The sequence below is a fragment of the Chitinophaga ginsengisegetis genome, from assembly GCF_900168065.1.
Classification (GTDB): Bacteria; Bacteroidota; Bacteroidia; order Chitinophagales; family Chitinophagaceae; genus Chitinophaga; species Chitinophaga ginsengisegetis.
This window is the reverse complement of the sequence record NZ_FUZZ01000001.1, coordinates 342,608-356,232: the sequence shown is the minus strand read 5'-3', so window position 1 is coordinate 356,232 and position 13,625 is coordinate 342,608. Positions and strand designations below refer to the sequence as shown.

The following is a 13,625-nucleotide window of genomic DNA, read 5'->3' as shown; positions in this document are numbered from 1 at the left end:
AAAAGGAATAGAAATGAAATATCCAAATAACTACAGATACGCTTTACTGATAATTTTCCTTTTCTCCTTAGCCGGCTTTTCCTGCGAAAAGGCGCTGGAAGAAAAAACATACGACCGCTATTCGTCTTCCACCTTCTTTCTTAACGCAGAAGATGTAAAAGCAGCAGTTACCGGTATGTATGCCGGTATGCTCAATGCCGGTTTTTACGGAGGCGGCTGGGGCGCCGCCAATGAAGGTTGGAATGCCCAGAGCAGTTTCACCACAGATGAACTGGTGTGTTCCTGGGGTTGGGATGGCTGGCGTAAATTTAACCAGCTGAATTTTTCGGAAGATTTTTCGCAGCTGTTGAATCATTACAACGGTCTGATGCCCGTGATCTCTGAAATTGCTATTGACATCGATAAAATACAAAGCGTGCAGATGGATGAAACCCTGAAAAACAGGTATATCGCAGAACTCAAAGCATTGCGCGCTCATTACTCCTGGATTCTTTATAATTACTACGGCCCGGTGCCAATCCGGCTGGATGCCAAAGAAGCAGCCAATCCTACTGCACCGTCTATTCCCCGGCCCGACGCCGCATGGATGGTAACCCAGATAGAAAAAGACTATAAGGAAGGATTGGAGGGATTACCAAAAGCCAGCGAACAGGCCGCATCCGATTATGGCAGGTTTACAAAAGACATCTGTCTCATGGGCCTGATGAAATTATACCTGCATGAAAAAAACTGGACAGCTGTCATCAGTACCGGCAGACAATTACAAACCTATGGCCACAATCTGCAAAAGAATTACAAGGATATTTTCACTTTCGCCAACAAAGGCAACAACCAGGAAATAATACTGGCTATCCCGTGCAGGTTTGATGCGTCGGTGAATAATAACCTATGGCTGGCCATGTGTATGCCCGGTAACTATGTAGATCCCGAAGGGCTTACCATTACACAATGGGGTGGATATAAAATGCCCTGGAAAGCATACGACAAATTTGATCAGAACGATAAACGCCTGAGCGTTTTACTGGCTAAATGGCCCACTTCCGGTGGCGCCACATTCGACGCCCGTGCAAATAATTATATTGGCGCCATTCCCATGAAATATGGTCCCGATCCCGGCGCTATCAGCGAAGCACAGGGAACTGATATTGTAGTGTGGAGATATGCAGATGTGTTGCTGATGATGGCGGAAGCCATCAACGAAACCCAGGGCCCCGTACAGGAAGCCTACGATTTGGTGAATGCAGTGAGAACCCGCGCGGGTGTAGTCACTTATTTACCCGGTCAGTTTACTAAGGATGCGTTCAGGAAAAAACTCATGGATGAAAGGTTCTTTGAACTGTGGTGTGAAGGAAGCCGCCGGGAAGATATGATCCGGTGGGGTACCTTTATACAACACGCAAAAGATGAAGGCTCTATATTCGCCAAACCGGAATTTGTATTGTATCCGCTGCCCCGGAAAGTAATCGACGAGTCCAAGGGTGTTATCAAACAAAATAATGGGTACTAAAACTAAAGCAACGGACCTGCCACTGGTCTGGTCCGTTGCTTTAATTTTACTTTACGGATGCGCAGGGAATAAGGCAGATCACCGGCGGGCCATCGCGGAAAAGTATTGTTCCTCCTGTCATCAGTTCCCTGAACCGGATCTGTTGCCCGTGCATATCTGGGCGAATGGCGTACTGCCAACTATGGGCGCCTTTGCGGATATTTATAAAGACCGCAGCGGGGAGTACAAGCTGCTGCCGCCCGCACTGCAGCAGCTGCGTGACCCGGCCATTGCTTCCATGAGAACGGCTATTCCACTGGACGACTGGAACGAAATTGTGGCCTGGTACACCACATTGGCGCCGGAAGAAATTGCCCAGCCGGAATTCCCTGTTCGGCTGCCCGGCAATAACTTCTCCCTGAAATTACCTCCGAAAAAATCAGCGTCTTTTACATCATGTATTTACTATGATGAAAAAGCAAAGTTGCTGTTTCAATCCGATATTAATAAACATATCCTCCGTGTTTCAGATCCGGCGTTACGCCAGTTGGATAGCCTTGATAACAGCACCGTAGTAGATATGGCACCGGCAGGTGCAGGGCGTTACCTGCTCACACATATAGGAAGTCTTAATCCGGGCGGCGTAACACGGAATGGCGCCGTGGAAGAAATTACCATCGCTGCCAATAAAATTGTAAAGAGGAAAATTTTATATGACGGGCTTTACCGGCCGGTACAATCGCTGATGCTGGATGATGAATTAGTAGTGTGCGAGTTTGGTTTTATGGAAGGCGGATTGTCCATATTTACCAAAGCCGGTAAGAAGGTGATCGTTAACCTCCCCGGCGCCGAAAGAATGTATGTAGAAGATATTGATGGCGATGGCAAAAAAGATATCTGGGTACTGTTTGCACAAGGGAAAGAAGGCATCTTCCAATTACTCAACAAAGGAAATGGAAACTTTGAATTAAAAGAGGTACTTACATTCCCGCCTTCATACGGCGCCACTTACTTCCAGCTGGCCGATATGGATGGTGATGGCCGCCGGGATATCATTTTTACGTGTGGCGATAATGCGGATCAGTCGCCGGTACTGAAGCCTTATCATGGCATCTATATTTTCAGGAACATGGGTAATACCTACCGCCAGGTTTTCTTCCAGCCGCTTTATGGCTGTTACAAAGCGGTGCCGGTGGATCTTGATAAAGACGGTCGCCTGGATCTCGCTGCCATCAGCTTCTTCGCCGATTTTGCGCAACACCCCGACCTGGCGCTTACTTACCTGCTGCAAAAGAAAGAAGGGAAGTTTGAATTACATACTGATAAACAAGTGGCTGGCCTGGGCCGGTGGGTATGTATGGATGTAAAAGATTTTAACGGAGATGGTAAGCCGGATATCATAGCTGGCAATATGGCCGCAAAGCCCGGGAATAATCAGTATTTGATGAAGTACTGGATGAATGGTCCCGAATTTATTATTTGGGAGAACCGATATTAAGTCGATTTCACTTTAACCTAACAATCCCATTATGAAAAAAAACTTACTGGTAACGCTATCGCTGTTTTTATATCTTATTACAAATGCACAGGTGCCTGCTTCACCATCCAACCTCCGGTTGTTGGGAACCAGGAGCTGGATAAGGCTCGAATGGACCGATAACGCTGCTACTGAACTGGGCTATAAGATTTACTGGAATACCACCAATTCCAAACCTGCCGTACCCAATGCCACCGTTGCCGTTAATACAACGCGGTACTATGTTTCATCTGTTGTTCCGGCCACCGCTTACTATACCTGGGTAGAAGCATATAATGCCGCCGGCAGCAGTACGGCACTTTCCGGAACAGCTACCACTATCAAAAACTGGGTACTCGATGCTGTAGAAGCATCCAATCTTTCTATACCCAGTTCCGCCGGTGTTCCGGCGGGCATGCAGATTTTCTGGCAGGATGAATTTAATGACGGGCTATTGAACAGAAATAAATGGAGTACCAACTATTATTCAACGATCGACTACAGGGATACTTCCAGCTATTCAAAAATGCGCAATAATACATTGCCGCAACCTTCCTACAGAATGACGGGCAACAGCATCCTGCTGCTGATATCCAATAATGCGCCCGATCCGTTCTGGACCAGCGGAAGAAAAGTTTCTTCGATACAAACCTACGACTGGAATTCAAACGAAAATTACCTCGATAACAAACGGGGAGGCTACTTCGAAATCAGGGCAAGACGGAATAACACCAGCCAGGCTGCAAACCTCAATGCCGCCTACTGGTTTGATTCTCCCGGTCCTGATCTTAAATATTATGAAGAGGCGGGTAATACGTTTACCTCAAAAACCGGCCCTGTTACCGGTGTACGGCCACGCGGGCAGGTTTTTGAAATAGACGTTTTTGAACAAAGCGGGAATGCATCCACCGCCACGTACACGCCTTTTACCATACATGGAAATGTGGCTGCCGATGGAACGTTTCAGGGAAACCTGGGAACGTATAATGCCAGTTTAACCAACCACACCAACTGGGCAACACATGGCCTGCTCTGGACTCCCACCAGTATTAAATACTATCTCAACGGAACCCTGGTGAAGGAGTGGTCAGATAAAAGCAATATCAAATCGCCAAATCATTTTATGAATGTTTTCCTGGGGATGTATGGTACCGGAGACAGCTCCAATATGGAAGTGGATTATATCCGCGGCTATCAGTGGCCGGTTGTAAACGGCAATGAACTGCCCAACGGGGGCGCTGAATACAGCAGCCAGCTGTTTCCCTGGGAAGGAACTGCCACCGTTTCCACTGTGGGAAAAAGATCAGGGAATAATTGCTTTGTACTGGCCGCGGGTCAAACGTTATCACAATATGTATATCTTGATAACAGTACCAGCTATCAGCTGAAGTACTGGATGAGCGGAAGCGGATCGTTAAAAGCAACGGTTGAAAATATTACGCCTGTAACCGGTGCTTCACAGAATTTATATTCACTCACCACGGCTGTATCGTCAACATTTACGCAACAAACCCTTGATTTCAGCACCGGCGCTGAGTATAGCGCCAATATGAAAACGGTGAAAGTAACCTTTTCAAATACCGGCGGCAGTGCCGTAACACTCGACGACCTTGAATTTCAGAAGGGCGGTGGCGGCGGTTCCCCCGTGATTTGTGTGCCTGCCGGAGGAAGCCACGCGCAGGACCGGTATATCACCTCCTTCACTACCACCGGCGCTGCACACAACATCAGCTACACCAACAGTGCCTACCCGCCCAATGGCTATGGTATTTATACGGCAGACTCCATAACCATGGCACAGGGAAGCTCCTGCAATATGAACATTGTTAATACCCCCAACACAAAATGGGCAAGGGCAAAAATATATGTGGATTGGAATAACAACGGCAACTTTGGGGACGCAGGCGAAACAGTATTGTCTGTAGGCAACGCCAGCCAGGACAACAGCGCTACCATGTTAAATATTGCAGCTTCCTTAGCCGTTCCGGCTACTGCGGCTACGGGCAAAATACCTATGCGTATACGCTATTATGATGCATGGAATACAGATCCGGGGCCGTGCGGCCAGGCCGACTATACAACCACGCACGATTTTATACTGAATATTACCGCATCATCCATCATGATGTTGGGCACGGGGGAAGCGGATAACAGGTTGATGGCGCTGAGCCAAAAAAGTACGAAAGATCTGGCAGGTAACACCATGATCGTATATGCTAATCCGGCTGTTGACCGGTTTGTGGTTCAGTATAACAGCACTGCGTTCCGCGCCGCAAAACTAAGTCTCACCCGTGTGAATGGAAGCATTGTTTTAACCCGGAGCATCCGGGTGGAGAAAGGAGTGAACAAATTTGTGATTGAAACCGGTAATATTCAGCCTGGTTTATACCTCGTGGCGTTTGATAGTCCTGGCTTCCGGCAGGCGCAAAAGATTGTTATAAAATAGATGGGGATTAGATGAAAAAGTGGGATACTTTTTTGTTTATTTCTTTCTTTACCTTACGCCTTTGCCCCGCTCATTTTATTAACGATCAGGGATACCAGGTAGCAGAACACGCCTCCAAGTACAGAAGCAATTACATCTTTTACATCAAAGGTCCGGCCGGGCATCCACAACTGGAAAACTTCATACAGCGTGAGCCCGGCCACAAATGCAAAAATCAGGCTAGCCACTTTTTGTTCGGCGACAGGGAATCTTATCACCATATATCCCAGGAAAAAGACTACTACCGCAAGGAAATTGGGCAGGGAATCCGCTATGTAAAAGGTGGTAATATGATGCTTTAATAAGTAAGGTCTTAGTTTCAACTCTTCATAGAGCGTGAACAGCAGTATGATGGCAAGAAGGATAATGTAGATGGAGCGTTTGTTCATCGGATGAAATTGGGTGTAAATAAATGTATATCCTTTCCTGCAATCAGGAGATATCATTTTTTGGTGCTCCATTCCTGATATGTATGTCTTGCTGCGGGAATGGGATGGTGATATGCTCTTTTTTGAAGGCATCAAATATCTTTGCGATAAGATCGCTTCTTACCAGCATATATTCTTTAATATCCCTGATCCAGTAGACCAGTTCAATTTCTATAGCGCTGTCGCCAAAATCTTTAAAAAATACGCCGGGTGAAGGGTAGGAGAGGATTCTCTCATCTCCCTTCAGGAGATCGGTTAGTAATGTTTGGGTTACGTTAATATCCGTGGCATAGGCAACACCCACCACTAAGTGGCATCGTCTGAAATTGTTGCCCATTGTCCAGTTGGTGAGATGCTGACTTAGCAGGTCGCCGTTGGGTATAATTAAATTAGCGCCATCTATACTTTTAGCAACGCTGCTTCTGAATCCGATGGATTTTATGGTGGCAATTTTTCCATCGAACTCAATGATATCGCCTACCGTTACCGGTTTTTCAAAAGAGATGATCAAACCGCTTACCAGGTTATTTACCAATCCCTGTAGTCCGAGTCCCACACCCACGCCAAGCGCGCCCAGAACAATCACGAATTTATCGATCGGAATACCCGCTGCTGCAAATGCCAGTACCAGTCCTGCTGTAATGATAAAGATCCGGATAACCAGCAGCCAGCTTCCGGGCGAGAATTTTTTCCGGGTACCGTTTGTATCATTAGGTACGTCGTGTTCAGCGGCAAAGTAAGAAACGAGTCTTGACAGGAAAAAAGAACACAGCAGCACAAGAATGAAAATGGAAATACCGGTAATGGAATAATTGTAATCACCTATGGTTCGCTCCATGGTCACGAAATTATTAACTGAAGCGGCATATCCCCTGAGATGATAAAAGTGCCTGGCAACTATTACAATCCATCCCAGGGCGAGTATTATATAGAAAATGGCCGGCGCCTGTTTTCCTACCCTGTTAAAATTCAGGTAGAATAATTGCCGGCTGGGCTGTTTATATACACTGGAGGCCAGTACCAGGCCTTCGTTGATAAGCCGGATCACCCACAGAAAAATAATCCCCATGATCAAACTCACATACCCGCTGATCATGAGTGCTTTTGCTACATTGAACCGGCCCAGCAGGTTCAGTAAGGAAGAACTGATTTCAAATAACAGGAATATAGCAATGAAGTATAAAATCTTTCGCTCTTTCAGTTCACTTTTCTTTTTATTCGCTAATAAGGAAGCCATGAAAATGCTTCCTCCTATTGATACCACCAGCATAAAATACCGCTCCGGCCTCGAAGCCTGTAAAATCATATTATCTATGCACGCCAATACAAAAAGAAGGGTGGTGATTGCCCAGAACCGCTGCCAGTAAACACTGATGTAGCTCCTGAAAACGATCCCCAGGCAAATCGCTGCAGGCAGCCAGAGCGCAAAGTTGAAAATAAAGGGCGGTGATGCAAACAGGAATTGAAAAAGGGAGAAGGTAATAAGGATCGCCGCTGGCAGGGGATGGGCAACAACGAGGTTGTCGGCATTGGAATGTGGCGACTCCAGTAATTGTTTTTTTAAAGCGCGGAGAAAGTACCACGAGCCAAGCAGCATTATAAACATAAAGCATATCCTGATAAAATGATCTTCCACATAAAAGAGGAGGGTAATAGTCTCCTTGGCAATGGAGAACTTAATGATATCTTTTAGAGGTCTGGAATAGATCGGGTCCTGCCATATAAAAGGGAATTCTTTCTGAAAGGACTGGGAGGAGAGATGGCCGCTATAGATCTCGATATCCTCTTTTGTGGAATTGATATCAAACAAAAGGAGATCTGTTTTCAGCTGCTGTTCTTCGATGATAGTGGCAATTTTGTCCAGGGCGCTGTCGACAGGAACGATCCCCTTGGCGGTAACATACATGCGTCTGATATGCTTGATGATGTCGGCGGAGTCTTCCGGAAGCGCATAGAGTGATGGGTCGGTGGAAAGCGAATCAATCTGGACGTTCAGGGTGGTTACTCTTCGGGAATAAGTTTGCAGTAACCGTTTTTTATCCGTAACCCGGGCGTTTAATTCATCCAGTATGGAAGCAGATACATCGAGGTTGCGTTGTGTTTGATTGGTACCCTTATTAACGAGGATACCATCTTTCACAATTTCCAGCGACTGTTTTACATCTGTAATGAATTTATTAAAGGCAGTGGTGTCGATGCCTCTTTTCAGGAATATTTTTGCCTGCCGGTCAATGCCCTGTAAGTATTCCAGGGTAGCCCGCTGCCGGTTGATCACCTTCTCCTGCTCATATTTTTTAATGCTTTTTTCAGATTCTGTTACGCTCAGTTTTTTCAAAGTCTGAATCAGATTCTGTTTGTTGAAGCTGATTGTATCGGCTTGTGCAGCCAATAGAAAGGGGCATAATACAAGTAATGAAAACAGCAGATATCTCATTAGCTATTAAAATTAATACGACGACGATATTAGTATTAATATAAGATTAATTTCCGGAATCTGTTTTCATAAACAGCAAAATGTAAAGCGGGTTACCGGGCGGCGCCTGCTTTCTTTCTGATGATCTTCCACAACACAATGCCATGTGAAGGAATGGTAATGCTTATTTCTTTCGAAAATAAACCCAGATCTTTTTTCTCCCACAGATCCCTTACAGCATACGTTCCTTCCAAACCCACGGCGCTAAATGGAAAAGTAGTAGTTACTGCTTTGTCGCCTGCATTCAACAGGCCAACGGCTGTACCGCCATCTTCCAGTGGCTTACTCCATACTTCCACGGTATCCGGCAGCACCGTTTTTAAACCTGCCGCCATACCTAAGGCATCCTGGTTTACCGCAATCACTTCTTCGTTAGTGATCAGCCCCAGCGTAAAGTCATCCAGCAATTCAATGTTGGCGCCAATCAGCAACGGGGCATCCAGCATACACCACATACTGAAATGCGTTTTTTGTTCGTCGGGTGTGAGGTGATTACGTTTTGCTTCTCCTTCGCTTTGCGCGCCCACCACGCCGATCTGGAGAATGTCCGGATCGTTCCAGTTTCCGGGCTTTACATATTGAGCTTTGTCTGCCAGTTTCCGGATGGCGCCATACACGGAGTGCCAGTTATCTGTAATATCGCCTTCGGTACGCCATAGCTGCCCGCCGGATTCATTACCCCATTCCCATACATTGCCCATTCCATATTGACACAGCGCATGAATGATATCCCTCTTCTGCGCCTGCAGTGCATCGGACATCAACCGGTAGGGTTTGATCAACTCCGCTTTGGATTCGTTTTTAGCCAATGAGCCGTAACTGCACCAATCGTATTTCAGGTAGTCGAAGCCGTTGTCTGCAAAGAATTTTGCATCTGTTTGTTCATAGCCATAGCTGCCGGCTACACCGCCACAGGTAAGCGGGCCGGGAGAACTGTATATCCCTGCCTTAAAACCCATTTTATGCATCAGCGCGGGAAACGCTTTTATATCGGTGAAATACTGATTGGGAATCAACTCGCCGTTTTCATTGCGCACCTGTCCAACACGACCGGGCAAATTGTCCGGACCTTCGTAGTAAGAGTAGGCTGTTCCTGTTTTTTGTTTCAGCTTTGTCCAGATGGAATCTTCTTTTCCCGGTTGTTTTGTCCATGGATCGTCGATTTCTATCACGCTCCAGCCATATTGCTGCAATCCTTTGTCGCGGATCATTTCAGCGGTACGGATTACTTTATCCAGCGTTACGTTGCGGCCAAAGCTATACCAGCTGCTCCATCCCATTGGCGGCGTTAATGCGAGCTTGTCGCCAATCACCAGTGTGAATGTTTTGGCGGACCGGCCATATTTATTAACGGCGATCAGTTCAATTGTATAGTCTCCTTTTTCTTTAACGCTGCCGGAAATCACCCCGCTGTTTTTATCGAGCGTTGCGCCTTCAGGTAAATGCTTTACCTGGAAAGTCATGGGGCGCTTGCCGGTGGCAGGAATGGTGTACATAAACGCTTTGCCGGGTCTTGCGCCATATACGCGCGGGCCGTTAATATGCGGCTCCGTTTCCTGTAGCCATGCCGCTATACTGTTCAGAAATGCGTCTTGTCTATCGGCAAAAAGATAATGCGAGGCATGATCAAGGTATTTAAAATGCCCCGCACCAATGATCGCCTGGATACTATTAATCATCTCACTGGAAAAAATACCATCATCTTTACCGTACAAGCCAAAAATAGCGATGCCTTTGCTTTTCAGCTTTGCCAGAATGGGCCTTACATCAATGTTCACCAGCTTTTCGTTCTTATAAAAAAGTCCGGGTGCCTGGTCGTTCCTGATATCTTTTTTAGAAAGATCGCTGGCTTCATAGGCTGCATAGATCTTTGTTGCTTCATCACTAAGTTGCCCCGCTTTAAAGAATCCGTTTTCAGCTGCCAGTGCGAAACATTCCTTACGGTAGGCTGCGGAATTTTTATCAAGCAGTGCAACGTCCGTTATTTTTTTCAACTGTATAGCGTCCTGCTTCCGGGTATAAATTCTTTTTACAGAATCCAGGATATGATTGTATGTAGCCTGCTGCGCAAACAATGCGCTGGTGAGCACAACTGCATTTATTTTTTCAGGATACTTTTCCGCAAACAGGGTTGTAACCAAACCGCCGAAGCTAAAACCTATTAAGCTGGCTTTTGTAAGATGGAATTTTTTATAGATGCCATTCAGATCCTCAAACGCTTCCCCGTAGGTTACTTTAGCGTTGTCATAGGACGACCGGCCTTCGCCTCTCCGGTCGTAAACAATCACATAAAAGCCCCTGCCGGCCAGTTTTTGGGCGGTGGTACCTTCAAAAAGCACCGAATTTCCACGGGGACCTCCGTGAATAAACACGATTGCAGGGTGGTGGGGATCGCCAAATGTTTTAACGTAAAGTTGCTGGCTGTAGGAGATCAAAAATGTAAAAATCATTACCGCCAGTAAAGAGATGCGCTTCATATACTTCCTTTAAATCATCGTTCGGCAGCCATATTACTCAAATTATTTCAACAAAACAACCTATCTTCCCGCTTAATAAACAACCAGAATACGCATACATCGATGTGCCCTTTAGTGTTCCACCATGAAGATGTGCTCCTTTAAAGCCCTGCTGTTTGTTGGGGTATTGATATTTTTTTGTTTACCTGCACAATCGCAGGGGTTGGTCTTCTCTTCCTTCGAGCAGGTACAGGAGAAAAGAACCTCGCTGGAATTAAACGGAAAAGAACCGCTTTGCCTGGATGGCAGTTTTGGCCTGTCGTTCGACTTTAACTTCTTCCCCGACAGGAACGTGTACTACGGCTACCTGGTGCGCATGATCAATAATCATCATCAGAACATCGATCTTATTTATAATCACTTTGATCAGAAATTCAGTATCGTTTTTGGGGATGTGTATACGCATCTCGACTTCCAGCTGGATAGCACCCTGCTTTTCCATCGCTGGAATTCCTGCAGCCTGCAATACGACGGGCAGATGCTGTCGCTTACGGTTAACGGGAAAAATTTCGGCAGCAGAAAAATAGCGCTGAAAGATCAATGCTTCCGGATATTTTTTGGCGCCTGCCAGCTGCACAGCTTTAAAACCAGCGATGTACCGCCCATGCAGGTGAAGGGCATTGCGCTGTACCACGATAAAGAGATGGATGGGTTCTGGCCGTTGAATGAACTGGCCGGTGTGCATGCGGTGGACAGTATCCACCGCCGCGTGGCCAATGTGATCAACCCGGTATGGGGAACGCCGCTGCACCAACGGTGGCAGCTGCTGAAGGTACTAACGGTGAAGGGTAATGGCAGTTATACCTTTGATCCTTTGGAAGAAGAAATTTATATCGTGGGCGCCGACAGTATCCATCATTTCCTCCTGCGCGACCGGTCCGTGAAGGCGGAGCCACTCAGCAGACGGGAGTACCTGGCCGCCGGTTACCAGTCGGTGTATAATCCCGCCAGCCGCACTTTATACAGCGTCCATATCGATCAGCAACAGCTGGCAGCGTGGCAACCAGCCACCCGCAGCTGGGATATTCCTTTCGATTCTACCGATATTACCCAGTATTGGCAAACAAATAAATTTATCCGCAAAAGCGATAACGCATTATATATCCTCGGTGGCTATGGCCAGCTGAAGTATAAAAACCTCGTACAACGATTCTCTTTCTCCACCCGCAAATGGGAGAAAGTAGCAGTACAGCAAACGGATTATAAACCAAGATATCTTGCTGCGCTGGGCGCTACTGCAGGCGGCGACACCGCCTACCTGCTGGGAGGCTATGGCAGCGATAACGGGGAACAGATGCTGAACCCACGGTATTATTACGACATGCTCCGGTATGATGTGGCCAACAACCGCATACAAAAACTATTCACCCTGCCCGAACCCGCAGAGCCTTTTGTATTCGCGTCGTCGATGGTGATTGATACAACGGACAACAGCTACTATGCATTGATGTTTCCGAACGACCGCTTTATGTCGCGGCTGCAACTGATCAAAGGGTCGTTGGCACGCCCGGAATTCCAGCTGGCAGGAGATACCATTCCTTACGCATTTCTCGATAACCGCTCTGCCGCCGATTTGTATTACTGTGCCCGCAGCCACCAGTTGCTGGCCGTTACACAAATTGTAGATAGGGATAAATCTACCGAAGTACGCATCTACTCGCTGGCATTTCCCCCCGCGCAGCTATCATTATCCGCTGCTTCAGGCATAGCTGGTACCGGTATAAAATGGTGGTGGTTCGGGCTGGCAGGGGTAGTAGTTATAGCAGGCGTAGTATATTATTATTTATATAGACGCCGGAATAATAAGCCGGTAGTAACTGCAGTTCCCGCCAGGCCGGTGCTGCCGGAAGAAGCGCCTGCATCACCCGGCGCAGCAGCGCCGGAAGAAGTGATGCCCGACAGGGCAGCCCTGCTGCTGTTTGGTGAGTTCCAGGTACTGGACAAAGATAAGAATGCGTTAACGCACCTGTTGTCGCCACTGCTGAAAGAGATGCTCCTGCTGATCGTGATTCACACTGCCTGGTCAGGCAAAGGTATTTCTTCAGAAAAATTATATGAAATCCTCTGGCATGATAAGCCGGAGAGAGACGCGCGGAACAACCGCTCCGTGAACATGGTAAAGCTGAAAGCCATCCTGGAAAAACTGGGCAGCGGCGTTATCCTCCGTGAAGAAGGGCGCTGGAAAATTACCTACGACCCGGACCTGCTCTGGGTTGACCTGGCCGAGTTCAGCCGGCTGGTGAAAACCGCTGCGCCGGGTATGGAAAGAATTCAATCGCTGTTAAAAATAGTGAAAGAAGGCACCTTTCTTTTCCGCACGGATTATTCCTGGCTCGAAGATATCAAATCCGACATCTCCTCCAAAGCGCTCGATATCCTGCTCCTGGAAATGAACGGACTACCTGCTAACGCCTCTCCCGAAATATTTATCGATATCGCTAACGCCATCTTTATTTTTGACCCTATCCATGAAGAAGCGCTGCGCGCAAAATGTAAAAGCCTGATCCGGCAGGGAAGACCCTCCATCGCCAAATCAGTTTATGAGAAATTTTATAAAGATTACCGGCACATGTACGGCGAAAACTTCCACCTGAACTTCCAGGATATTATCTCCTGATAACCACTTTCTGTCTTTTTCAAAAAAAATATCACGATTAACGGCGCATTAATACGTTCGTTAATGGATTTATTAGCGTGTAGATCATTGATTTGCAATATAAT

General features: G+C 46.9%; 7 protein-coding genes. 4 read left to right on the top strand and 3 right to left on the bottom strand.

The genetic code is table 11. The features are described from left to right. Positions 1-13 precede the first annotated feature (13 nt). From B5Z18_RS01355 to B5Z18_RS01345, 3 genes are read left to right on the top strand one after another with little or no spacing between them, the layout of a single operon-like run. Positions 14-1,507: a RagB/SusD family nutrient uptake outer membrane protein gene (locus B5Z18_RS01355; protein WP_143313462.1), complete on the top strand. Its 1,494-nt coding sequence runs from the start codon at positions 14-16 to the stop codon at positions 1,505-1,507. After that, positions 1,497-2,984, top strand: a complete 1,488-nt coding sequence (locus tag B5Z18_RS01350) for an FG-GAP repeat domain-containing protein (RefSeq protein ID WP_079467617.1) — start codon at positions 1,497-1,499, stop codon at positions 2,982-2,984. The genes B5Z18_RS01355 and B5Z18_RS01350 overlap by 11 nt, the downstream gene beginning before the upstream one ends. 31 nt (positions 2,985-3,015) lie before the next feature. Beyond that, positions 3,016-5,448, top strand: a complete 2,433-nt coding sequence (locus B5Z18_RS01345; protein ID WP_079467616.1) for a GEVED domain-containing protein — start codon at positions 3,016-3,018, stop codon at positions 5,446-5,448. A 53-nt stretch (positions 5,449-5,501) separates the two neighbouring features. Here B5Z18_RS01345 and B5Z18_RS01340 read toward each other — a convergent pair whose 3' ends face one another. The 3 genes from B5Z18_RS01340 to B5Z18_RS01330 form a co-directional block, all read right to left on the bottom strand. Beyond that, positions 5,502-5,876, bottom strand: coding sequence for a VanZ family protein (locus tag B5Z18_RS01340; protein ID WP_159454141.1), 375 nt, complete (start codon positions 5,874-5,876; stop codon positions 5,502-5,504). Positions 5,877-5,919: 43 nt separating this feature from the next. Further along, positions 5,920-8,250 (bottom strand): mechanosensitive ion channel family protein, encoded by a 2,331-nt coding sequence (locus tag B5Z18_RS01335; RefSeq protein WP_159454140.1) that lies wholly within the window; start codon positions 8,248-8,250, stop codon positions 5,920-5,922. A gap of 191 nt (positions 8,251-8,441) precedes the next feature. Then, positions 8,442-10,865, bottom strand: coding sequence for an alpha/beta fold hydrolase (locus tag B5Z18_RS01330; protein WP_079467613.1), 2,424 nt, complete (start codon positions 10,863-10,865; stop codon positions 8,442-8,444). Positions 10,866-10,989: 124 nt separating this feature from the next. On the opposite strand from B5Z18_RS01330, the gene B5Z18_RS01325 reads away from it, so the two are divergent. Continuing rightward, complete coding sequence (locus tag B5Z18_RS01325) at positions 10,990-13,521, top strand: tRNA wybutosine-synthesizing protein 4 beta-propeller domain-containing protein (protein WP_079467612.1); 2,532 nt, start codon at positions 10,990-10,992, stop codon at positions 13,519-13,521. Positions 13,522-13,625: the final 104 nt, after the last annotated feature.

Coding starts and splice junctions, on each gene's coding strand:
- B5Z18_RS01355 (WP_143313462.1), top strand. CDS start 14: ATGAAATATCCAAATAACTACAGATACGCTTTACTGATAATTTTCCTT.
- B5Z18_RS01350 (WP_079467617.1), top strand. CDS start 1,497: ATGGGTACTAAAACTAAAGCAACGGACCTGCCACTGGTCTGGTCCGTT.
- B5Z18_RS01345 (WP_079467616.1), top strand. CDS start 3,016: ATGAAAAAAAACTTACTGGTAACGCTATCGCTGTTTTTATATCTTATT.
- B5Z18_RS01340 (WP_159454141.1), bottom strand. CDS start 5,876: ATGAACAAACGCTCCATCTACATTATCCTTCTTGCCATCATACTGCTG.
- B5Z18_RS01330 (WP_079467613.1), bottom strand. CDS start 10,865: ATGAAGCGCATCTCTTTACTGGCGGTAATGATTTTTACATTTTTGATC.
- B5Z18_RS01325 (WP_079467612.1), top strand. CDS start 10,990: ATGAAGATGTGCTCCTTTAAAGCCCTGCTGTTTGTTGGGGTATTGATA.